Below are 21,169 nucleotides of genomic sequence, written 5' to 3' on the forward strand. Positions count from 1 at the left end.
AACCGCGGGCCGTCGGCCGCCGTTCGGCCGGGGCATGCCCCCCCGGTCAGGCCGTCGTCTGGATGATCAGCGTCAGCGTGCCGTCACCGTCGATGTTGGCGGCGACGACCTGCGACGAATTCAGCCCGTTCGCATGCAGAACCGACGTCGCCTCGGGCGAGGCGTCGACCGAGCTTTGCAGCTTGGCCAGTTCCTTGGCGGTCGTCCTGGTAACTATGGCTTCGGCTTGCGCCTTCACTTCCGCGGGCAAGTCCTCCATCGCCACCACGACGATGTTGGTGACGTTCTGAGCGGCATCGTCCTGGCCGGGCTGGGGCTGGCCGGGTTGCGGCTGACCGGGTATGGGCTCCTGGGCAGGAGGCGGGGCTTGCGGCGGCTGCGGATCGGCGCGTTGAGCGGAAGCGGGCTGCGCCAACGCCATTGCCGACAGTGTCAGGACCATCGTCAATATACGCATCGTCTTTCCTTTCGATCTCGGATCTGACGACACAACCCCGGGGTCCGGCGATGGTTCCCGGATGTTCGCCGGTGCAGCTGCTTAAAGAGGCCGCATTGTCCGGAACGTCACCGAATAGCGATGGTGTTCGACGGGTGGGATGCTGTGTTCCCACTCGTTCCGCGCCGGGCCGGCCATGAGATAGACGGACCTGGGCTCGACCTCGACTGTCTCACGGTCCCATGCCGCGCCGTTTTTGCGGCGCAGCCGGAAACTGCAGGACGAGAGCAGGGAAACGCCCGCGACGAGGTCGAAATGCGGCTTGTCCCTGTGCCAGCCTATGCCGGCGCCCGGGCGATACTCGTTGATCAGCACCTGCGCGAATTCTCTTGCCGGGACGCCCGCGAAGGCGGCGACCTTGGTGCGAAGCGCCATCAGGAAGTCCGGAATCGGTGGCGCTTCGAGCACCTCGCGGCGCTCATAATCATAGCGCAGGCCGAAGCCGACGACCTGCCTATTGGCAAGATGGCCGTGAAAATCGAACGGCTTGAAAGGCAAGCCCCGGATGTCACGGATCAGTTCGCGCTCCTCGTCGCGGTCGATCAGGTCCGGCTGGTAGGAGAAGCCTTCGGGTGCGGGCGGCGGGCTTGCGGGCGCGCCGAATAGGTCGCCCTGGAAAGCGCGCCCGCCGCTTCGGTTTCTGGCTGATGACATGGGGCTCAGATAGGCAATCGGAACACCTGTGCAAGGCCGATTCCCGTATGGAGGAACCTGGCGGCGCGTGCCGGATTAAGAGGTGGAAGCAGGATGTCGATATATGCCTTCCACCGCGATCCAGAACATTCGCTACGATCCGTCGAGGCGGATTCTTTCCGTATGGTTCGTTCCAAGCGGCGAGCGCTACGACTACGAGGGTGTCGGGCCCAAGATTTATTCGGGTTTCAAGGAAGCGTCCTCAAAAGGGCGATTCTTCAACAAATTCGTGCGCGATCGTTTCAAATATCGTCGGGTCGAACGTGGTGATTGATCGCTATGGCCGGTATGAACAGAGGGATGTTCCCAGGCAGCGGCAGCGAAATCGCTGCGGAGCGCAAAGCCGTGAAGGGTGGCGCCAACGTCGCGACGACGGCTTAGGCGCGCCTTGATGAATGCCCAGGCTTGGTCCGAAAGACGTTGCACGCAGTCACGTGGCCCTCCGGGAATGTTGGAGTGGTTGGGCTGCCTTGCGAACAGGTGATGGGGAGGTTGCGCCAACCGGCGAACGGATGCCATTGCGCACCGTTCGCCGAGGATTGGCGCCGCGCCGGCTACTTGTTGGCAGTGGTGTCGCCGCCCAGGTCCTTCTTGAACTGCTCGAAATCCACCTGCATACCGTTGAAGATCGTGCTCCAATGCCGTGTGATGGCCGCCATCGCCACCGCCTCTTTGATTTCGGCGTCGGTGGCGCCCGCCTGCCGGGCCGAGACCGTGTCGGACCAGATGCAGTAGCTGCAAGGGATTTGCGCCGATACGGCGAGTGAGATCAGGGCCTTGGTCTTCACCGTCAGGGCGCCGTCGCTGAACTCGAGAGCCTTGGTTTCCGCCCAGGCTCCGGGCAACCCGCTGTCGGGAAACGCCTTGAGGAAATCAGGCACCTTGCCGAAGGTCTGTTCGATATCCTTATGGGTTGCGGCGAGGGCATTGGACGCATCGTCGGCATAAGCGGGCGACGGAACATAGATTAGAAATGCCGCGGCGCCGCCGGCGGCCAGCACCCGCGCGAAGGTCGAAAGCAAAGCGGTCATCATGGAAGTCCTTCCTGGTCTGGGGACCACAGCGGTCCCTATGGGAAAGAGATGCATTCGCCGCCGCGAAAGTTCGCTCGGCGAGAAGGAGCGGATATTTCGTCAGCGTCAGCCGATTGGAAACGGAGGACGCGCAGCCATATGGAGATAGAGACGCTCCACCTGCGCCGCGCCCTCCTTCATGACCATCACGACGCCGGGCGGGCAGAGATCGGGCGTTTCCGGCGGATTGGCGATCGCCGCCTCGAGCACGGTGATGTTGTCGCTCGCCATGATCCGCTTCGGCTGGACCCGCACGCCCGTTCGCAGATCGGAATCCATTTCCGCATCGAAATGTTCCCGGCCGTGGAAGCGGTTGCCGGTGGTTGACCAGATCAGTTGCAGGTCGTCGGAGAAATGCGAAAGGAACTTGTCGCGCTGCCCGCAATAGAGCGTACGGAAGGCGTCTTCATAAAATGACCGACGTTCCGCCTGGAGTTGCTCGTGCGTCTCGTCGCGGTCGCCTGCGGCGGACAGGAGCAGTTCGGACAGCCTGATCTTGGCATCGAACAGCCGGCTTCGCACGGTTCCGACCGGAACACCGAGGATGGTCGAAACCTCCTCATAGGAATTGTAGAAGCTGAAATAGCGCAGCATGACCGTAGCGCGATGCTCTTCCGGCAGCTTCCGCAATGCCGCCCACACCCAGTCGCGCAGCTCGCGGTTTTCGATGCCGGTCTCGATCCGCTCGTCGTCCGGCATGTCGCGAAAATGCTGCTCCGCCTGCGCGCCGCCGATCTGGGGCCGGCGCCGCCGCCGCTCGGTCAGGCAGCAGTTTCTGAGAATCGCGTGAAGCCATCCGCCTACGGCCGCGGGCTCGCGCAATTGGTCGAGCCGCGCGAGCGCGGTCAGGAAAGTGTCGTGAACGGCGTCCTCGGCGTTGCTCGTGTAGCCGAGCAGCGATACGGCTGCCGCATAGAGCTGCGGCCGGTGGCGTTCGAAGAGCAGACCGAGGCTGTGCACCTGGCCATTCCGGGCCTCGATGACCAGCGCCGCATCGCTGGTTCCCTTCCGCTGCGCAAAGCTCACGTGCTCCATACGCGCCTCCGGATTTCGACAATATCATCATCAAAGATGCCCGGCGGAAAGGAAAGTTCGCTTGACGGTCGAGATTTCTGTTCGAATGGGGCAGCAGTTCGCGTTTGCCACGCGGTGATATCAGCGGTTTTTTGCCCGGCCGTCTGAACGGCGTGGGGCTTCAACTATCTCGCGGCGTCCGAGCGATGGAGTCGGTGCCGACGCGCGGGCACCGCCATGGGCACGGCCACAAAAACACTAATTCCAGCGCTTTAGGGGCCTATGCGAGGTTGGCGGAGAGAGCGGGATTCGATTTGAAACGTCTGAAATCAGACTCTCATACCGGTTCCGCTCACGCCAACCGCTCTAGCTACAAGGCTGGCTGGCTCGCGTGCCCAAGATCGGGACGACGACGAATTTTCATGGTAAAGTTTGGCCGCTCCCGCTCAACCTCATGGCCACCAGCATTGCTCGACTAAGGGCTGGGTTGGTTGATCGTTTCGAGGGGATGCTTGCCAGGGAGCGGAGGATCATACCGCCTGCCGTGCAGGACGGACGCCGGAGTCGGGTTGCACGCGACGAGGTGATCCGCTGAACTCCGGGTCTTCCGCTAGCAGCGCTGCCATGCTTAATTCGAGTAAATCGAAGTCAAATTATAGAGTTGGCACGTGATACCAATCTACATTGGGTACGATCCACGCGAATCCCGAGTTCTAGACGTAGCGCGATGGAGCGCCTATCGGCGGACAAGCGCGCCGTTACAGATAGAGCCACTCGTGCTCAAAGATCTTGAAGCCCAAGGAATCATGAAGCGGCCGATAGTGGTGCGTGATGGTAAGCTCTGGTGCCCGATTTCCGAGGCACCGATGGCGACCGAGTTTGCCATATCGCGTTTTGCCGTTCCGTTTTTGAGGCAAAGCGGCTGGGCGATGTTCTGCGATTGTGACGTCCTTTTTTTGAAGGATCCAGTCAAGTTGCTCGAACTAGTCGATCCTTCCTACGCGATTATGGCGGTTAAGCACCAGCAACGCGAATCCGAAGCTGTCAAGATGGATGGACAAACGCAGACCTTCTATCGCCGCAAAAACTGGTCGTCGGTCGTTTTGTGGAATCTAGATCATCCCTCCAACAAACGGCTGACCAATGAGATGCTCAATACCTGGCCCGGACGTGACCTCCACGCCTTCAAATGGCTTGAGGACCATGAGATTGGGGAATTGCCTCTGGCCTGGAACTACCTCGTAGGGGCTTCGGCTTCGGAACTGGATCCCGCCGATGTCTCGCTGGCGCACTATACGCTCGGCGGTCCTTGGTTTGCGGGCTGGTCCGGTGCCACGCAATGGGACGACTTGTGGAGCCGAGAAGAGAGCATTCTGCGCGCGTTTGAGGAATATGCGATTCAGATTCCCGCATGAAAACTTCGCTTTTGAAGCTCCTGCCAACCTTCTCAAAACCAATTCTTCACTTGCCCAGGGTCATGGGTCCTGCTTTGGTGATGGGGTCGGCGCCGAATTTTCGCCTTCCCAAGGGCTATGATGCCGACTGGGCGCTTGTGACCGTTAACGCTTCTCAGCTTTTGGCGGAAACCTTCGGCCTCCGGGTTCCTGATCTTGCGGTGATACGCCGCGGCATTCTAGTCGACAGTGGCGACCAGGACTTTTACAAGCGCGATTTGTTAAAAGGACGGCAAGCAAAGCATCTGATCATCCCGGTTTGGACGGACGCTGAGGACAAGTTGAAAACCGGTTGTCGCACCTTCAATTATCGTTATGACACCTTACAAGCGCTTACCAAATGGCAGCTTGCCAACATCGTCTGGCGGCTTAGCGGCAAGTATCATGTATCCCGCGGCTGGTATCGGAAAATCTCCACCGGAGCCTTCGCAATCATGCTGGCGCGTTTCGCCGGGTTCGCTCCCGTTGTAGTCAGCGGGTTTTCCCTCTCCCAAGCCGGGCATGGATACGACACCCGAAATGCCTTCCGCTATCATGCCGACGAAGACGCGGATTTGCTTCGGCGGGTGGTGAGAAGGGGCGAGCCGATCTACGCAGAGGATAGAGATTTCGCTGCAGAAAGTGGATTGCCCTTGTGGCAGGGGCAGATGCCATGACGACGACAGCAGCAGGGCCGATGGCGAATAGCGCAGATACTCGGGCCGGTGCGGCATCGCCTAGCATTTCCAAAAGCGCCGACGATAGTGAAGCCAACCGGCGTCAGCGGCCAAGGATTTGAGGTTTCGCATGTGAGCGGCTTTCCTGTCGCAGCATCCTTTGCGCACCTCTGCGTGTTATCGGGAGGGAGAGTGCGCAGTGTCTCTCAGGAGCTCGCAATATGGAGGCCCATTCCGAACTTCATAGCAAAGGCGACCATGCTTCGACTTTGAAAAGGGCAACGTCCATTAGCCGGAACCGTGAGCCCGCCATCACCGATGTCACCCGCCCTTCGTGAGGTGGATGTGCTGAATATCTCGACGACCGATCGGCTGGCTATCAAGTCCATTCTCGTTATTCAGACGAAGTACATCGGGGATGTTGTTCTGACCTCGGCGCTCGTGCGAAACCTGCGCCTCGCTTACCAAAACGCTGTGATCGCCATGCTTTGCGCTCCTGGCCTGCGAGACTTCGTAGTCCGCCAGAATATCGCTGACGTGGCCATCGGATTCGACGGTCGAAGTGCTGGTAGAAGTCTGCTTCAGCGAGTGACGGAATATTCAAGCTTGGTCGCTGACCTCCGCCGCCGAAAATTCGATCTCACCATTGATGTGGCTGACTCGAAGACATCCAGGATAGTGCAGAGGTTGATCGGGGCTCCGCTGCGCGTCGGATATAATCCACCGGACAGGCCGCTGAAATTCTGGGAAGTTCAGCCTGCTAATATATTTGCCGAACCCTCGGGCCGCCGTAGTGGCGCGCACTACTTGTACCGATATCTGTCCCCGGTTAAAGCGCTTGGTATAGAATTACGCGAAGTGACACCGAGGCTTGAACCTACACCAGTCGGGCGGAGCGCATCTGCCCAGATTCTGGCGCAAAGCAATCTGCCTGTAAAAGCTTTCGTTGCAGTACACGCTGGAGCAAGGTTCGAAGGGCGATGTTGGCAACCTGAACGGTTCGCTGTAATCGACGAGGTTTATGCAACGACTGGCCTGCGGTCACTGCTGGTCGGTGGACCTGATGAAAGGGCAACCGCGCAAGCGATCTTGAACGTGGCAAAGTCGCCGTTGGTGAGCGTTGTTGGCGAAGCCTCGCTTGAGACGCTAACCGCATTGCTTGCGGATGCATTTATTTTTCTCGGAAACGAAAGCGGCCCAATGCACTTGGCTGCATCAGTGGGAACCCCAGTTGTGGGCCTGTATGGCCTTACGCCCCCCGACATCTGGGGGCCTGTTGGGGTGCTTCACCGCACCGTTGCGCCGCCGTTGCCTTGCCAGTGTGTTGCGCCCGATTTGTGCAAACCTAACAACCCGGGCGGCGTATATTGCGTTCAGCGACTACCCGTTGCCAAAGTCGCTCAAGCGACACGAGACTTAATAGATGCAGTGAGACAGCGGGCTAGTGAGACACCAACTGAACCTGCTCCAAACACTGGCGACAGCCATGACCGGCTGGCTTGAAACCGTGAAGAAAGGCCTGGAGGCCTATGTCGAGAAGATTGGGCGGTCAACGATCCGGTGATCGGCGAGCAGTACAGCTTCACCAGCTCGCTCGACAACGCGTTCAGTCTCCAGACCGAGTTTGAACGCTGCTGGCTGTCAAACACCTCCCATCGTCTCCCAACTGTGCACATCCAATCTGCCCAGATCTAAATCGCGACTAGATGTTCAGGGGGTGGGCATCGCCGGCGACTGACGAGTCGTCGATAGCGAAGGGATATACAGAGAGCTCAGGTTCCTTGCCATGGGTTGCGGTAATGTGATCAGCATCCTTATAGATCGGCAAGCCGTTTCGAACTGCGTTGCAATGGCCATGGCTGCAGATCGTTGGAAGCGGATCGATAATGGCAGCGCCATATTTTGCGGCCAGTCGCGCCAATATCGCACGTGAAAGCGCCTGCCGCTTCTCAACATAATCCAAAGGAGCGGCCACATCGGTGGACCGTCCTGCAATCATCGCTTTGGCGACCGCCTCCGGCATATAATGTCCCATCTCTGGGACATCCATGACCAAAACAATCTTAGTGTCTTGTTGCGCTTAGTGTCTTGTTGCGTCAACTCTTTCATCAGACGATCGAGCGTTTCGACGACCGAGGCGGATCTGTCGTCAAGCGGTGGGGGCACCGAGGGGTCGAAATAAACACCTTCGTTCGGCAGTTCGGCATCGTGCACGTATTTGGGCCAGTAGGCGAGCAGGTAGACGAGGGGGATGTGCCTGGATAGGATCAGATCGCGCACTGCTCCATTGAAGTCGCCGCACCGTTTGGTATCGCCACGCGGCGTAAGCTGAACGCCTGGCAAAGGCGGACATGATGAATGACCGGCGAAGAGACCGGAAACGCCGGTTTGCGTGGCGGCTACGTCGATGGCCGGAGCCATTGCGCGATATCGAGACCGCCCCCGACGATCCGCTTCTGCCACCACTCATGGAAAGCGACTGTGTCATCGCGCGTCAGGCGAGCGATCTCTTTGTCGCCGATGACGCCGATCAAGTTTGCGTAGCGCGCGCTTCTTGGGGGTCCGCCACTTCTTAATCTGGTTTGGGAAGTTAGCTGGCGGAGAGAGCGGGATTCGAACCCGCGTTACGGTTTCCCGTAAACACACTTTCCAGGCGTGCGCCTTCAACCACTCGGCCACCTCTCCGTCCGTAGCATCTCGCGCCGGCCGGTTTCGCCGTGCGGGTTGGGGAGATGCTCCCATGGGAAGTCCTCAACGGATATCTGGTGTGCCTTCAACCGGCAGGCAACCCTTCCCTGCGCCGATAGCCGTCTAGGCAAACAGGCGCGGGGCTCATCTAGTCGATCCGAAAGCGAATGCCAAGCCATAATGGCATTGCCGCAGCTTTTGCCCTGGATGGCAGCAAAAGCCGGGTCCCAGAAGAGGTGTTGCGTTCGAATGATGTGCACAGGCCGGCCGCCTCCGGCTGGCTGTGCTTGACTTCGGCTGCGCGCGGCTGTCGACTGCCCGGAATTCTTGGTTTCCGTGCAATCCCGGTTGGAACGGTTGCGAGCTTTCCCTGGAATTGCGGGTTCAGTTTTTTGCAGTTCCTGACGGAAAGCCATCACGCGCTTTCCATGGAATTGTTCGGGCGAGGGGCATCGTCCTGGCATGGCGTCGATCGACCAGCAACCAGCGGGGCGGCCGGACAGCGGGCTTTCCTTCATACCGGTGGCCTGGCTCGTCATCGTCATGGGCCTGTCGGCCTACGGCCTGATTGCGAACTGGCGGCTGATCGGCGACTTCAGCCTGCCGGAAAATGCATTCTTTCTCGTTTATGGCGGCCTGACCGGCGGCGTGATCACCATCCTGTGGGGATTGTACCTGCTTGGCCTGGCCTTCAACCGCTCGGCTCGTTTCCCGCGCCATTACACGATCTGGCAGATCGCCGTCATCATCTGGCTTGTCCTGCGCCAGGCCTATGTGTCCTATGCCTTCGTCTTCTCGGTCGAGGCTCTGGGCTTCACCGTGGCCGAGATTGCCATCGGCCTGCTCTGTATCTACCTGCTGCGGAATGGTGCCGGCTCCGAGACCGTCTATGCCAATCCGGAGACCGAGCGGCCGCCGGTCTTCGTCTCGATCCTTGCCGCGCTGCTCGGCATCATCCTTGGCGGCGTGATCGGCGCATGCGGCGGGTTCTTCGCCGGTTCGCTGATCGCGGACCTTACGCATATGAGCTGCTTCGAGGGCGCCTGCGGATTTTTCGCGGCTTTTGTCGGCCTGGGCGGCCTGATCGTCGGCGCGATCGCCGGCTGCATTTTCGCCGTCTGGCGGGTGAACCGGCGCAGGCCGGCGCGGGCTCGCTAATTTTATGGGCGGCGATTGCGCGGGAACCATGCACGCTCTATGTCGATTGCGGGGTAGACGGAGCGTTCCCGGGGAGGGCGTCGATGTTGCGTTTCATCTTTCGGCTGGCAGCCATGGTTGCGCTGTCGATTTCCGTCATCATGGCGGTGATCGACACGACACGCTCGGTCGCGGCCTCCACGCTGGTGATGACGCCGCTCAATGCAAGCTGGCTGGCCGTCTCGCCGGATACCCGCGCGGCCTTCGAGACTTTCGTGCGCACCAAGGCAGGCCCGCTGGTCTGGGACGGCGCCGTCGCCTGGGTGCTCGCGCAACCCGGTTTCGCGGTGTTCGCGGTGCTGGCTTTCCTGCTCTACGCCATCGGCTACCGGCGCAAGCGCCGCGGCGCGGAATTCGCCCCAACCCCTTGAAGGCTCTCGTTTTTGACGCAATTGCGGAGGGACGGCTACGGCGAAGCCGCCGAGCCCAACCGCCGGTAACCGCTTTTTCCAACAGGTCAAAATTCCACGTGAATTTTGTTTCGCGCCGTGCCAGATTGACCGCGAGCGGGAGGGGAAAACACTTCCTGCCTGGCCTCGCAAGCCCGCCGGAGAACCGGGCGGGCAGGCGATGCAAACGGAAAAATAACCGACAGGGTGTGGATCACATGAAACGTATCGTTCTCGGCCTTCTGGCCGCAACCGCAATGGTTCTTCCGGCTTTCGCGGCGGATGTGCAGCCGGCCATTCTCTACGATCTGGGCGGCAAGTTCGACAAATCCTTCAACGAGGCCGCCTATAACGGCGCCGAGAAGTTCAAGAAGGAAACCGGCGTCTCCTATGTCGAATTCGAGGTCTCCAACGCCTCGCAGCGCGAGCAGGCGCTGCGCCGCTTCGCCGAGGACGGCCGCAACCCGATCGTCATGGCCGGCTTTGCCTGGGAGGACGCGCTGAAGAAGGTCGCGGCCGAATATACCGACCTCAACTTCGCCATCATCGACGATGCCGTCGACCTGCCCAATGTCCGCTCGCTGGTGTTCAAGGAGAATGAAGGCTCCTACCTCGTCGGCATCCTGGCGGCGATGGCGTCGAAGTCGAAGAAGGTGGGCTTCGTCGGCGGCATGGACATCCCGCTGATCCGCAAGTTCGAATGCGGCTATGTCGGCGGCGCCAAGTCGGCCGGCGCCACCGAGGTCATCCAGAACATGACCGGCGACACGCCGGCCGCCTGGAACGACCCGGCCAAGGGCGGCGAGATCGCCAAGACGCAGATCGACCAGGGTGCGGACGTGGTCTACGCGGCTGCCGGCGGCACCGGCGTCGGCGTGCTGCAGGCGGCGGCGGATGCCGGCAAGCTCGGCATCGGCGTCGATTCCAACCAGAACGGCCTGCAGCCCGGCAAGGTGCTGACCTCGATGATGAAGCGTGTCGACGTTGCCGTCTACAACGCCTTCATGGACGGCAAGAACGGCACCTTCAAGGGCGGCGTCGAGAATCTCGGCCTCAAGGAAGGCGGCGTCGACTACGCCATGGACGACAACAACAAGGCCCTGGTGACCGATGAGATGAAGGCGGCCGTCGAAAAGGCCAAGGCCGATATAATCGCCGGCAAGGTGCAGGTGCACGACTACACCTCCGACAACAATTGCCCGTATTGATCGGCAGTTGAACCAAGCTTTGAACCGCCGGGCCATGGCCCGGCGGTTTCGTTTTGGAGGCGGCATGATGCAACCGACGATCGAAACCATGGCCGAAGGCGACGTCGAGACGATAGCGCGGCTTCGGCTCAAGGCTTTCTTTGAAGGCACCGGCCGGACATTCGACGAAGACATGGCCGGGCTGCGCGGGCTGATCGCCGGCGACGGCTTCGAGGCGGCTTTCGTGGCCCGCGACCGTGGCCGGCCTATCGGGAGCTGCCTGCTCGTCCGCGACGAAATCGATTCGCCGCACGATCTCACGCCATGGCTGGCCGGACTGGTTGTCGAGGAAGCCTATCGAGGCGGCGGCATCGGCACGGCGCTGGTCAAGGCCGTCGAGACCCATGCCGCGTCGGCCGGCATCGGCACGCTCTATCTCTACACCTGGCAGGCGCGCGGGTTTTACGAAGCGCTTGGCTGGACGGCAGTCGAGACTTTCGAGCAGGACGGCGCGCCGATGCTTCTGATGTCGCGCGACCTATAGCAATTCCAGAAAAGTGTGAGCGGCTTTCCGTTCGGAATTGCGTAAAAACAAAAAGATAGGGCGTTTCGCCGTTTCCGTGAAACTGTGAAGCGCGCTATAGCGTGCCGGCGAGATAGCCGAGCGCAAAGGCGGCCGTGAGGGCGAGCGCGATGACAAAACCCAGCCTGCCGCCCAGCGAATGCAGGCCGACGCCGTAGGGCTTGCGCTCGAGCCGGTGGATCATCACAGGCGGCGGCTCGGCGACGGGGGTAGGAATGCCAGCCAGACGCGTCTGCATCTGCGGCAGTTCGGCAAGGCGTTGCGTGACCAGTTCCCAGCGGCTGTCGCGCCCCTCGGGTCCCGCTGGATCGAAGGCGCGCAAGCGCTCGGCCAGCCGCAGCACCGTGTCGCGAAAGGCGGGATCGATCTCGAGGTCGCGCTCGGCGCGGGCGCGTTCCCTGTCGTTCATCAGGCCAAAGACATAATCGCCGGCCCTGGCGACACGGTCACTTTCATTGGACATGGCCGTCCTTCCCCATGGCCTCACCAATGCGGCGGCTTGGTCACCGGAACATCGGGGGCGGTCTTCTCCTCCAACTCCAGGAACCGGTCGGTGAGGGCGGCGAGCTTGCGCTCCATCCGCTCGATCACCTTCCACTGTTCGGCGATCTGGCCGGACAGTTCCTCGATGGTCTTTTCCTGCTCGGCGGCGCGGATTTCCAGCGTCGTCAGCCGATCGTCAGGCGTAGCCATGCAAACCGACCCTTGCGAATATGAAGCCTTCACCCAAGCAGATATTCGTGTGATGCCCGCGAATATCTGCTTATGCTCTGTTGGTTCCCGCAGGTTCCGATCGCAAAACCGCGGGACACTTTTGCGGAACCTGCTCAGGTTCGAAATTGACAAGGGCGCGGGGATTTGTCGAGAGTGAACGGCCGATTGGCATAAGCGGGGCATCATGCTAGGCGTTTTGACCAAGCGATAAAAATAACGAGTGGGACAGGCTGCATGGCGCAAGCCGCAATCGAGCTCATAGGCATCAACAAGAGTTTTGGCGCCGTGCGCGCCAACCGCGACATCAACCTGGAAGTGGCGCGCGGCACCATCCACGGCATTGTCGGCGAGAACGGCGCCGGCAAGTCGACGCTGATGTCGATCCTCTACGGCTTCTATCAGGCCGACAGCGGCGAAATCCGCGTCAGCGGCAAGCCGGTGTCGATCAATACATCCAACGACGCCATCGCGCTCGGCATCGGCATGGTGCACCAGCATTTCATGCTGGTCGACAATTTCACGGTGCTCGAAAATGTCATCCTCGGCGCAGAGAACGATGCGCTCTTGAAGAGCAGCATTGCCAAGGCGCGCTCGGAGCTCGATCGGCTGGAGCGCGAATACGGGCTCGAGGTCGATCCCGACGCCGTCATCGAAGAGCTGCCGGTCGGCCTGCAGCAGCGTGTCGAAATCCTCAAGGCGCTCTATCGCGGCGCCGAGATCCTGATCCTCGACGAGCCGACGGGCGTGCTGACGCCGGCCGAGGCCGACCACCTCTTCCGCATCCTCAAGCAATTGAAGGAGCAGGGCAAAACCATCGTGCTTATCACGCACAAGCTGCGCGAGATCATGGCCATCACCGACACGGTTTCGGTGATGCGCCAAGGCACGATGGTGGCGACCCGGGTGACGAAGGAAACCACAGTCGGCGAACTGGCCGAGCTGATGGTCGGCCGGCGCGTGCTTCTCAGGGTCGAGAAGGGCCAGTCGGAAGCCGGCGCGATAAGGTTGTCGGTCAAGAACCTGACGGTGAAGGATTCGCGCGGCGTCACCATGGTCGACAATGTCTCCTTCGACGTGCGCGGCGGCGAGATCGTCGGCATCGCCGGCGTTGCCGGCAACGGCCAGTCCGAACTGCTGGAAGCGATCTCGGGTATCCGGCATGCGGTCTCCGGCGAGGTGATGCTGGAGGGCAAGCCGATCGATCTCACCGGCAAGGCCGATCCGGGAGAATTGCGAGACCGCGGGCTCGCCCACGTGCCCGAGGACCGCCACCATGTCGGGCTGGTGCTCGCCTTCGAGGAGAACGAGAATTCGATCCTCGGCTATCACGACGACGAGCGCTATCTGAAGGGACCGTTCCTCGACATCGATGCCATCATGGCCGATGCCAAGGACAAGATCGAGAAATACGACATCCGCCCCGGCAATCCGCGGCTGAAGACGGCGAACTTCTCCGGCGGCAACCAGCAGAAGATCGTGCTGGCCAGGGAGATGGAACAGGATCCCGGCGTGCTGATCGTCGGCCAGCCGACGCGCGGCGTCGATGTCGGGGCCATCGAATTCATCCACAAGCGGCTGATCGCCATGCGCGACCAGGGCAAGGCGGTGCTGGTGGTCTCGGTCGAGCTCGACGAGATACGCTCGCTGTCCGACCGCATCCTGGTGATGTTCGCCGGCCGTGTCGTCGGCGAGCGCGGCCCCGACGCGACCGAAGGCGAGCTCGGCCTGCTCATGGCCGGCGTCGAGCACCAGGAGGCCGCCGAATGAGCACGCCTTACGCCAAGCTGCCGGCCTGGGCCGATTATGGGTTGATTCCGCTGATCAACCTGTCGGTCGCCTTCATCGTTGCCGGCTTCGTCGTGATGCTGGTCGGGGAAAATCCGTTCCGCGCCGCCGTCATCCTGGTCGAAGGCGCCTTCGGCAAGGGCACGGGCATCGCCTTCACCCTGTTCTACGCCACCACCTTCATCTTCACCGGGCTGTCGGTGGCGGTGGCGGCGCATTGCAGCCTGTTCAACATTGGCACCGAAGGCCAAGCCTATATAGGCGGCCTCGGCATCGCGCTCGTGTGCCTGAGCCTCGACAGCGTGCTGCCCTGGTGGGTGATCTTTCCGATCGCGATCGTGGCCGCGGCGGTGTTCGGCGCGGCCTGGGGTTTCATCCCTGCCTATCTGCAAGCCAAGCGCGGCTCGCACATCGTCATCACCACCATCATGTTCAACTTCATCGCCGCCTCGGTAATGGTCTATCTCCTGGTCGGCCCGCTGAAGCCGGCCGGCTCGCAGGCGCCGCAGACGCGCAACTTCCTCGCCGGGGCCGAACTGCCGAAGCTCAACTGGATCATCGAATTGTTCGGCGCCAAGATCCGTTCCGCGCCGCTCAACATCTGCTTCCTGCTGGCGCTGGTCATGGCCTTCCTGGTCTGGCTTCTGATCTGGCGCACCAGGCTCGGCTATGAGATGCGCACCTATGGCCACAGTCCGAAGGCGGCGCGCTATGCGGGCATTTCGGAAACCCGCATCATCATCACCGCGATGATGATCTCGGGCGCGCTGGCAGGCATGATGGCGCTCAATCCTGTCATGGGCGACCAGCATAATGTCGCGATCGATTTCGTCTCGGGCGCCGGCTATGTCGGCATCGCGGTGGCGCTTATGGGCCGGCTGCATCCGGTCGGCATCGTGCTGGCAGCGATCCTGTTCGGCATGCTCTATCAGGGCGGCGCCGAGCTCGCCTTCGAGATGCCGGCGATCAGCCGCGACATGATCGTCATCATCCAGGGCTTGGTCATCCTCTTCGCCGGCGCGCTGGAACACATGTTCAGGCCTTACATCCAGGCGCTGTTCGCCTCGGTCAGTCCGAAGTCGGTCGGCATGCAGGCGGTGAACGGGAAGGGAGCCTGAGATGGACACGTTCAACGCCATCGTCCAGGTGCTGGATTCGACCATCCGCCTTTCAGTGCCGCTGCTGCTCGCCTGCCTGGCGGGCCTCTATTCGGAACGGGCCGGCATCTTCGATATCGGGCTCGAAGGCAAAATGCTGGTCGGCGCCTTTGCCGGGGCTTCCGCGGCCGCCGTCTTCCATTCGGCGATGATCGGCCTCGGCACGGCGGTGCTGATCTCGGTCGCCTTCGCGCTGGTGCACGGCTTCGCCTCCATCACGCATCGCGGCAACCAGATCGTCTCCGGCGTGGCGATCAATTTCATCGCCGCCGGATCGACCATCATCCTCGGCCAGGCCTGGTTCAGCCAAGGCGGACGCACGCCGGCGCTGCAGCCCGGCGAGCGCTTCGAGGCGATCACCTGGCCGGGCGCCGATGCGATCAAGGATGTGCCGGTCATCGGCCCGATCTATGCCGAGCTGATCTCCGGCCATTCGATCCTGGTCTATTTCGCCTTCGCCATGGTGCCGTTCACATGGTGGGTGCTTTTTCGCACACGCTTTGGGCTGAGGATGCGCGCCGTCGGCGAAAATCCTGCCGCCGTCGATACCGCCGGCATCTCGGTCGCCTGGCTGCGCTATCGCGCGCTGATCTGCACCGGCATCCTCACCGGGGTCGCCGGCGCCTATCTTTCCATGGTGCAGAATGGCGGCTTCGTGAAGGATATGACGGCGGGCAAGGGCTATATCGCGCTGGCAGCGCTCATCTTCGCCAAATGGAAGCCGGTCAACGCGATGTTCGCCTGCCTTTTGTTCGGCTTTCTCGATGCAGCCGCCATTCGCCTGCAAGGCTCGCCGCTGCCGGTCATCGGCAAGGTGCCGGTGCAGTTCATGCAGGCGCTGCCCTATGTGCTCACCGTCATCCTGCTCGCCGGCTTCATCGGCAAGGCCATTCCGCCGCGCGCCGGCGGCGTACCCTATGTGAAGGAACGTTGAGGTCGCCGAGCGCCGGGGCAGAATTTCGTCCGGCGGCGACCGGCATTTGGACACGATCGTGGGAGAGAAGAACCGGATGTCGCATGATCTGTTCGAGGCGGCGAAGACGGCGATGGCCAAGGCCTATGCGCCCTATTCGAAGTTCCCGGTGGGTGCAGCACTTCGCACCGAGGATGGGCGCGTCTTCACCGGCGCCAATATCGAGGTGGCGTCCTATCCGGAAGGCTGGTGCGCCGAGACGACGGCGCTCGGCCACTACATCATGGGCGGCGGCGGCAAGATCGTGGAAATCGCGGTGATCGCCGAACGCATGGCCAAATGCTCACCTTGCGGCGGCTGCCGGCAGCGGCTGGCGGAATTCTGCCGGCCGGATACGAAGCTCTATCTGTGCGACAACAGCGGCGTGGCCGAGACGGTCACCATGGGCGACATGCTGCCCTACGGCTTCAGAGGCGATATCTTGAAATGAAGGAAGCGCTGGATCATCTGGTCGAGAAACTGGACGGGCTGGCGCCGACGACGGCGCTCGTGCTGGGCTCGGGCCTCGGCGGGCTGGTCGACCAGGTCAAGGATGCCAGGCGCATCTCCTATGCGGAACTGCCGGGCTTTCCGCGCAGCGGTGTTTCCGGCCATGCCGGCGAGGTGGTCGCCGGGCATTTCGCCGGCACGCCGGTGCTGATGCTCTCCGGCCGGGCGCATTATTACGAGCATGGCAACGCGGCAGCGATGCGTCCGGCGCTTGAGGTGCTTGCCGGCATCGGCATCTCGCATCTGATCCTCACCAATGCCGCCGGCTCGGTCGACCCGGAAATGGGACCGGGCTCGGTGATGCTGATCACCGACCACATCAATTTCTCCGGCTCTAACCCGCTGATCGGCGAGCCGAGCGACCGCCGCTTCGTCGGCCTCACCGAGGCTTATGATGCGGGCCTGCGCGGCGCGATCGAGAAGGCGGCGAAGGCAACGGGGACCGCGCTGCATCAAGGCGTCTATATGTGGTTTTCCGGACCGTGCTTCGAGACGCCGGCCGAGATCCGCATGGCGCGCGTCATGGGCGCCAACGCCGTCGGCATGTCGACCGTGCCGGAGGTCATCCTTGCCCGCTTCCTAGGGCTCAAGGTCGCCGCCTGCTCGGTCATCACCAACTTGGCGGCCGGCATGACAGGGGCGGAACTCTCGCACCAGGAAACCAAGGACATGGCGCCGGTCGGCGGCGCGCGGCTGGCGATGATCCTGCGGCGCGTCTTCCAGGACGGCTTGCCCGACTGATGCTGCCGCAGGAGATCATCCGCCGCAAACGCGACGGCCACAAACTCTCGGCCGACGAGATCGCGGCCTTCATCGCCGGGCTGACGGCCGGCAGCATCTCCGAAGGCCAGGTCGGCGCTTTCGCCATGGCCGTGTTCCTCAACGGCATGAGCCGCGAGGAAGCGGTGGCGCTGACGCTCGCCATGCGCGATTCCGGCGACGTGCTCGACTGGTCCGACCTGCCGGGTCCGGCCACCGACAAGCATTCGACCGGCGGCGTCGGCGACAATGTCTCACTGATGCTGGCGCCGATCGTCGCCGCTTGCGGCGCTTATGTGCCGATGATTTCGGGCCGCGGCCTCGGCCACACCGGCGGCACGCTGGACAAGATGGATGCCATCCCCGGCTATGCCAGCCAGCCGGACGTGGCGCTGTTCCGCAAGACGGTGCTCGAGGCCGGTTGCGCCATCATCGGCCAGACGGCCAATCTCGCGCCGGCCGACCGCCGGCTCTACGCGATCCGCGACGTGACCGGCACGGTCGAATCGGTCCCGCTGATCACCGCTTCGATCCTGTCGAAGAAGCTTGCCGCGGGCCTGGGCTCGCTGGTGCTCGACGTCAAGGTCGGCAACGGCGCCTTCATGGAAAAGTCGCGCGACGCGGCCGCCTTGGCGAACAGCCTGGTCGAGGTGGCCAATGGCGCCGGCCTGAGCGCGTCGGCGCTGGTGACGGGCATGAACGAGCCGCTGGCTTCGGCCGCCGGCAATGCCGTCGAGGTGAAGAATGCCGTCGATTTCCTCACCGGCCGCTATCGTGACCGCCGGCTCGAGGACGTGACGCTGGCTTTGGCCGCCGAGATGCTGCAGTCGGCGGGGCTCGTCTCGTCCAACCAGGACGGCATCAGGCGCGCCAACGAAGCGCTCGCCGGCGGCCGCGCGGCTACCGTCTTCGCGCGGATGGTGTCCGTGCTCGGCGGTCCCGGCGATTTCATCGAGAACCCGGAAAAGTACCTGCCGACGGCACCGGTCGAGCTGGCCGTGAAAGCGGAACAGGGCGGGTTCGTGACCGGCATCGCCACGCGCGATATCGGGCTTGCCGTCGTCACGCTCGGCGGCGGCCGTTCCCGTCCGGACGACAAAATCGATCACGCCGTCGGTTTGACCCGGCTGTTGCCCGTCGGTGCCGAGCTGCGCCCGGGCGAGGCGCTGGCGCTGGTCCATGCCCGCACCAATGCGGAAGCCGAGGCGGCGGCGGCGGCGGTGCGTGCCGCTTATACGATCGGGGGTTCCAAACCGCCCGCCGAGAAGACCGTGCTCAGGCGGATACTGCCTCGCTAGAGCAGTTCATCATTTCGCGGAAATGGTGAACTGCTCTATCTTTTGTGTTTGACGCAATTCCGGACGGAAAACCGCTGCGCACTTTTCCTGGAATTGCTTACGTCGGACTCATTGAACGAGCAGCAACGAGCCGTCCTGGACTTGGTATTTCTGCAGCCGCTGCAGGAAGCTCATGCCGATCAGGTTGGTCTGCAGCGCCCGGTCGTCGAGCACCATCGCCTGGACATTGTCGACCGAGATCTTGCCGATCTGCAGGCGCTCGACCGTCACCACGGCGGCTTTGATCGCGCCATTGGCGGTGTTCACCTGTCGATTGAAGTCGGACGGGTTGAGCGAGATGCCGATCCTGCGCGCGGTCGAGGCGTTGATGGCAACCAATGTCGCGCCGGTGTCGATCATGCCGTCGATCTGGCGGCCGTTGAGCTTGAACTGCGATGTGAAGTGGCCGCGCGCATCGGCGTTGACCAGCACCTGGCGGCCGAGCGGCATGGGCGCCGCCGGCTTGGCCGGGACCGAAGCGAGATTGACCTGCGGCTGGGCCTCCGGTGCTGCCGGCTGCGAGGCGACGGTCGATTTCAAGAGGCCGTCCACCAGATGCGGGTTAGCCTGATAGACGATCGGAATCGAAGCCGAGGTTCCGGCAAAGATGCCGAGGATGAGAAGCTTGCGCAGCATGGATGCCCCTTCGCGAAGCAGCATCCATAAGCCCGGCATGGTTTTTACGACTTTAACCCGTGCCGGAACCGCAAGCTTGCGTAAACGGCCAGTTAAGAAAGGCGCTCACTTTGTCCCGTACATGCGGTCGCCGGCGTCGCCGAGACCGGGCATGATGTAGCCCTTCTCGTTCAACTGGCGGTCGATGGAAGCGGTAAAGATCGGCACGTCCGGATGCGCCTTCGTGAAACGCTCGATACCTTCCGGGGCGGCCAGCAGGCACAGGAAGCGGATGTTGGTGGCGCCGCGTCCCTTCAGCTTGTCGATCGCCGCGATCGCCGAGTTGGCGGTCGCCAGCATCGGATCGACGACGATAACCAGCCGGTCGGCAAGATCGCTCGGCGCCTTGAAGAAATACTCGACCGCTTCGAGCGTCTCATGGTCGCGGTAGAGGCCGATATGGGCGACGCGCGCGGCCGGCACCAGGTCGAGCAGGCCCTCGAGCAGGCCGTTGCCGGCGCGCAGCACCGAAGCGAAGACCAGCTTCTTGCCTTCCAGCGTCGGCGCCTCCATCTCCTCGATCGGTGTCTCGATCATGGTCGTGGTCAGCTCGAGATTGCGGGTCACCTCATAGCCGAGCAGCAGCGAAATCTCGCGCAGCAGCCGCCGGAAACCGGCCGTCGAGGTCTCCTTCTTGCGCATGATAGTCAGCTTGTGCTGGACAAGGGGGTGGTCGACGACGGTGACGCCCTGCATGATGTGCTCCGACTGGTTCGCAGTGGGTAGTAGTCAGTAGTGAGTAGTGAATAGTGAGCCGATTTGCGAGTCCTGGCCTCGGGGAAGCTCCGGCCTTCAACCGATCTATGCGCGCTCGGCCAAATCCATAACTATTGACTACCGAGTACTCCCTACTCACTCACCGCACCTTCACGTCCAGCCGGCTCAGCAGCATCGCCCTGGTCTTCTTGTCCACGAAGGCCGCCTCGATGGCCGTCCTGGTGACGGCGGTGAGCGCCTTGTCGTCCAGGCGGAAATGCTCGGCGGCGATATCGTATTCGCGCTTCAGCGAGGTCCAGAAGTAGGGCGGGTCGTCGGAGTTGAGCGTCACCTTGCAGCCGGCGGCGCGCAGCGCCGGAAAGGGATGGTCGGCGAAGCTGTCGAACACTTTCAGCGCGATATTGGAGCCCGGGCAGCATTCCAGCACCACGCCCTGGTCGGCTATGCGGCGGACGAGGTCAGGGTTCTCGATGGCGCGAACGCCGTGACCGATGCGCGACGGGCGGATGTGGTCGAGGGCCGCCGCAACACTTTCCCAGCCCATCAGCTCGCCGGCATGAATGGTGATGCCGAGGCCTGCCTCGCGGGCGATTTCGAAGGCGCGCACATAATCCTCGAAATCGCCGATGCGCTCGTCTCCGGCGACGCCGAAGCCGGTCACCAGCGGATGACCGCAGCGCGCCGCGAAGCGCGCCGCCTGCTCGATCGCCTCGACGCCGACATGGCGCACGCCGGTGACAATCATGCGGCCCTCGATGCCGGTTTTAGCCCTGGCGCGGGCCATGCCTTCGCCCAGCGCATCCGTATAGGCCTTTGGCGACAGCCCGGCCCTTTTGGCATGGTCCGGCGAGGTGAAAACCTCGGAATAGATGGCGCCGTCGCGAGCGAGGCTGGTCAGATAATGGTCGGCGAGGCGCGCATAATCTTCTTCGCTGCGGAACAGGTCGGAAGCGAAATCGTAAGCCGCGAGAAAGGAGGTGAAATCGTGCCAGACGAATGAGCCGTTCTGGATATAGGGCGAAGGGTCCTTGCCGTATTTGCGGGCTTGGGCGACGACGAGTTCGGGCGCTGCCGCTCCTTCGATGTGGCAGTGCAGTTCGGCCTTCAAAATCATGCGGTCATCCCGTCCGGTA

General features: G+C 62.3%; 25 protein-coding genes and 1 tRNA gene. 14 read left to right on the forward strand and 12 right to left on the reverse strand.

Annotation, left to right across the window (positions count from 1 at the left end; all coding sequences use genetic code 11):
• Nucleotides 1-46 precede the first annotated feature (46 nt).
• Together P9273_RS11765 and P9273_RS11770 are read right to left on the reverse strand one after the other, a co-directional pair.
• Nucleotides 47-457 (reverse strand): hypothetical protein, encoded by a 411-nt coding sequence (locus P9273_RS11765; RefSeq protein ID WP_278049068.1) that lies wholly within the window; start codon nucleotides 455-457, stop codon nucleotides 47-49.
• A gap of 81 nt (nucleotides 458-538) precedes the next feature.
• Entirely contained in the window at nucleotides 539-1,150 is a 612-nt protein-coding gene (locus P9273_RS11770; RefSeq protein WP_278049069.1) for an alpha-ketoglutarate-dependent dioxygenase AlkB, read from the reverse strand.
• A gap of 103 nt (nucleotides 1,151-1,253) precedes the next feature.
• Between P9273_RS11770 and P9273_RS11775 the strand changes: the two genes are divergently transcribed.
• On the forward strand, nucleotides 1,254-1,463 hold the full coding sequence (locus P9273_RS11775) for a KTSC domain-containing protein (RefSeq protein ID WP_040997358.1): 210 nt from the start codon (nucleotides 1,254-1,256) through the stop codon (nucleotides 1,461-1,463).
• Nucleotides 1,464-1,743: 280 nt separating this feature from the next.
• On the opposite strand, the gene P9273_RS11780 is transcribed toward P9273_RS11775, so the two are convergent.
• The gene (locus P9273_RS11780; RefSeq protein ID WP_278049070.1) at nucleotides 1,744-2,223 is read right to left on the reverse strand and encodes a carboxymuconolactone decarboxylase family protein; all 480 of its coding nucleotides are present in this window, start codon (nucleotides 2,221-2,223) and stop codon (nucleotides 1,744-1,746) included.
• A gap of 105 nt (nucleotides 2,224-2,328) precedes the next feature.
• Complete coding sequence (locus tag P9273_RS11785; RefSeq protein ID WP_278049071.1) at nucleotides 2,329-3,297, reverse strand: RNA polymerase sigma factor; 969 nt, start codon at nucleotides 3,295-3,297, stop codon at nucleotides 2,329-2,331.
• 755 nt (nucleotides 3,298-4,052) lie between these two features.
• Here P9273_RS11785 and P9273_RS11790 point away from each other — a divergent pair.
• The 3 genes from P9273_RS11790 to P9273_RS11800 all read left to right on the forward strand — a co-directional run bounded on the left by P9273_RS11790 (nucleotide 4,053) and on the right by P9273_RS11800 (nucleotide 6,889).
• Nucleotides 4,053-4,691 carry a hypothetical protein gene (locus P9273_RS11790; RefSeq protein ID WP_278049072.1) on the forward strand — a complete coding sequence of 213 codons (639 nt, stop codon included), beginning with the start codon at nucleotides 4,053-4,055 and terminating at the stop codon, nucleotides 4,689-4,691.
• Entirely contained in the window at nucleotides 4,688-5,386 is a 699-nt protein-coding gene (locus P9273_RS11795) for a hypothetical protein (RefSeq protein ID WP_278049073.1), read from the forward strand. The genes P9273_RS11790 and P9273_RS11795 overlap by 4 nt, the downstream gene beginning before the upstream one ends.
• A 345-nt stretch (nucleotides 5,387-5,731) precedes the next feature.
• A complete protein-coding gene (locus P9273_RS11800) occupies nucleotides 5,732-6,889 on the forward strand; it encodes a glycosyltransferase family 9 protein (protein WP_278049074.1) in 1,158 nt (385 codons plus the stop codon).
• 199 nt (nucleotides 6,890-7,088) lie between these two features.
• Here the strand turns inward: P9273_RS11800 and P9273_RS11805 are convergent, their stop codons facing one another.
• The 3 genes from P9273_RS11805 to P9273_RS11815 all read right to left on the reverse strand — a co-directional run bounded on the left by P9273_RS11805 (nucleotide 7,089) and on the right by P9273_RS11815 (nucleotide 8,071).
• A complete protein-coding gene (locus P9273_RS11805; RefSeq protein ID WP_278049075.1) occupies nucleotides 7,089-7,409 on the reverse strand; it encodes an SGNH hydrolase domain-containing protein in 321 nt (106 codons plus the stop codon).
• Nucleotides 7,382-7,807: an SGNH hydrolase domain-containing protein gene (locus tag P9273_RS11810; RefSeq protein WP_278049076.1), complete on the reverse strand. Its 426-nt coding sequence runs from the start codon at nucleotides 7,805-7,807 to the stop codon at nucleotides 7,382-7,384. Before P9273_RS11810 ends, P9273_RS11805 begins: the two co-directional genes overlap by 28 nt.
• A 174-nt stretch (nucleotides 7,808-7,981) precedes the next feature.
• Nucleotides 7,982-8,071, reverse strand: a tRNA-Ser gene (locus P9273_RS11815).
• 465 nt (nucleotides 8,072-8,536) lie between these two features.
• Here P9273_RS11815 and P9273_RS11820 point away from each other — a divergent pair.
• The 4 genes from P9273_RS11820 to P9273_RS11835 all read left to right on the forward strand — a co-directional run bounded on the left by P9273_RS11820 (nucleotide 8,537) and on the right by P9273_RS11835 (nucleotide 11,391).
• Nucleotides 8,537-9,232: a hypothetical protein gene (locus P9273_RS11820; RefSeq protein WP_278049077.1), complete on the forward strand. Its 696-nt coding sequence runs from the start codon at nucleotides 8,537-8,539 to the stop codon at nucleotides 9,230-9,232.
• A gap of 83 nt (nucleotides 9,233-9,315) precedes the next feature.
• Complete coding sequence (locus P9273_RS11825; RefSeq protein WP_040997344.1) at nucleotides 9,316-9,642, forward strand: hypothetical protein; 327 nt, start codon at nucleotides 9,316-9,318, stop codon at nucleotides 9,640-9,642.
• Nucleotides 9,643-9,878: 236 nt separating this feature from the next.
• Entirely contained in the window at nucleotides 9,879-10,868 is a 990-nt protein-coding gene (locus P9273_RS11830) for a BMP family lipoprotein (protein ID WP_040997342.1), read from the forward strand.
• Between the two features lie 64 nt (nucleotides 10,869-10,932).
• Nucleotides 10,933-11,391 carry a GNAT family N-acetyltransferase gene (locus tag P9273_RS11835; RefSeq protein WP_278049078.1) on the forward strand — a complete coding sequence of 153 codons (459 nt, stop codon included), beginning with the start codon at nucleotides 10,933-10,935 and terminating at the stop codon, nucleotides 11,389-11,391.
• Between the two features lie 94 nt (nucleotides 11,392-11,485).
• Here P9273_RS11835 and P9273_RS11840 read toward each other — a convergent pair whose 3' ends face one another.
• Both P9273_RS11840 and P9273_RS11845 read right to left on the reverse strand, forming a co-directional pair.
• Nucleotides 11,486-11,893 (reverse strand): hypothetical protein, encoded by a 408-nt coding sequence (locus P9273_RS11840; protein WP_278049079.1) that lies wholly within the window; start codon nucleotides 11,891-11,893, stop codon nucleotides 11,486-11,488.
• A gap of 20 nt (nucleotides 11,894-11,913) precedes the next feature.
• The gene (locus P9273_RS11845; protein ID WP_278049080.1) at nucleotides 11,914-12,123 is read right to left on the reverse strand and encodes a SlyX family protein; all 210 of its coding nucleotides are present in this window, start codon (nucleotides 12,121-12,123) and stop codon (nucleotides 11,914-11,916) included.
• A gap of 255 nt (nucleotides 12,124-12,378) precedes the next feature.
• On the opposite strand from P9273_RS11845, the gene P9273_RS11850 reads away from it, so the two are divergent.
• The 6 genes from P9273_RS11850 to deoA all read left to right on the forward strand — a co-directional run bounded on the left by P9273_RS11850 (nucleotide 12,379) and on the right by deoA (nucleotide 18,605).
• Nucleotides 12,379-13,911 carry an ABC transporter ATP-binding protein gene (locus P9273_RS11850; RefSeq protein ID WP_278049081.1) on the forward strand — a complete coding sequence of 511 codons (1,533 nt, stop codon included), beginning with the start codon at nucleotides 12,379-12,381 and terminating at the stop codon, nucleotides 13,909-13,911.
• Nucleotides 13,908-15,047, forward strand: coding sequence for an ABC transporter permease (locus P9273_RS11855; protein ID WP_040997333.1), 1,140 nt, complete (start codon nucleotides 13,908-13,910; stop codon nucleotides 15,045-15,047). The genes P9273_RS11850 and P9273_RS11855 overlap by 4 nt, the downstream gene beginning before the upstream one ends.
• 1 nt (nucleotide 15,048) lies before the next feature.
• Entirely contained in the window at nucleotides 15,049-16,020 is a 972-nt protein-coding gene (locus P9273_RS11860; RefSeq protein WP_278049082.1) for an ABC transporter permease, read from the forward strand.
• A gap of 76 nt (nucleotides 16,021-16,096) precedes the next feature.
• Entirely contained in the window at nucleotides 16,097-16,489 is a 393-nt protein-coding gene (gene cdd / locus P9273_RS11865; protein WP_040997740.1) for a cytidine deaminase, read from the forward strand.
• Nucleotides 16,486-17,289, forward strand: coding sequence for a purine-nucleoside phosphorylase (locus P9273_RS11870; protein ID WP_040997329.1), 804 nt, complete (start codon nucleotides 16,486-16,488; stop codon nucleotides 17,287-17,289). Before cdd ends, P9273_RS11870 begins: the two co-directional genes overlap by 4 nt.
• On the forward strand, nucleotides 17,289-18,605 hold the full coding sequence (gene deoA, locus P9273_RS11875) for a thymidine phosphorylase (protein ID WP_278049083.1): 1,317 nt from the start codon (nucleotides 17,289-17,291) through the stop codon (nucleotides 18,603-18,605). The genes P9273_RS11870 and deoA overlap by 1 nt, the downstream gene beginning before the upstream one ends.
• Before the next feature lie 108 nt (nucleotides 18,606-18,713).
• On the opposite strand, the gene P9273_RS11880 is transcribed toward deoA, so the two are convergent.
• From P9273_RS11880 to P9273_RS11890, 3 genes are all read right to left on the reverse strand, one after another.
• The gene (locus tag P9273_RS11880) at nucleotides 18,714-19,280 is read right to left on the reverse strand and encodes a TIGR02281 family clan AA aspartic protease (protein WP_040997738.1); all 567 of its coding nucleotides are present in this window, start codon (nucleotides 19,278-19,280) and stop codon (nucleotides 18,714-18,716) included.
• 105 nt (nucleotides 19,281-19,385) lie between these two features.
• Nucleotides 19,386-20,015 carry a uracil phosphoribosyltransferase gene (gene upp / locus P9273_RS11885; RefSeq protein WP_278049084.1) on the reverse strand — a complete coding sequence of 210 codons (630 nt, stop codon included), beginning with the start codon at nucleotides 20,013-20,015 and terminating at the stop codon, nucleotides 19,386-19,388.
• A 160-nt stretch (nucleotides 20,016-20,175) separates the two neighbouring features.
• Nucleotides 20,176-21,150 (reverse strand): adenosine deaminase, encoded by a 975-nt coding sequence (locus P9273_RS11890; RefSeq protein ID WP_278049085.1) that lies wholly within the window; start codon nucleotides 21,148-21,150, stop codon nucleotides 20,176-20,178.
• Between the last annotated feature and the right edge of the window lie 19 nt (nucleotides 21,151-21,169).

Origin of the sequence: Mesorhizobium sp. WSM4935 (genome assembly GCF_029625735.1) — a bacterium.
Lineage (GTDB): Bacteria > Pseudomonadota > Alphaproteobacteria > Rhizobiales > Rhizobiaceae > Mesorhizobium.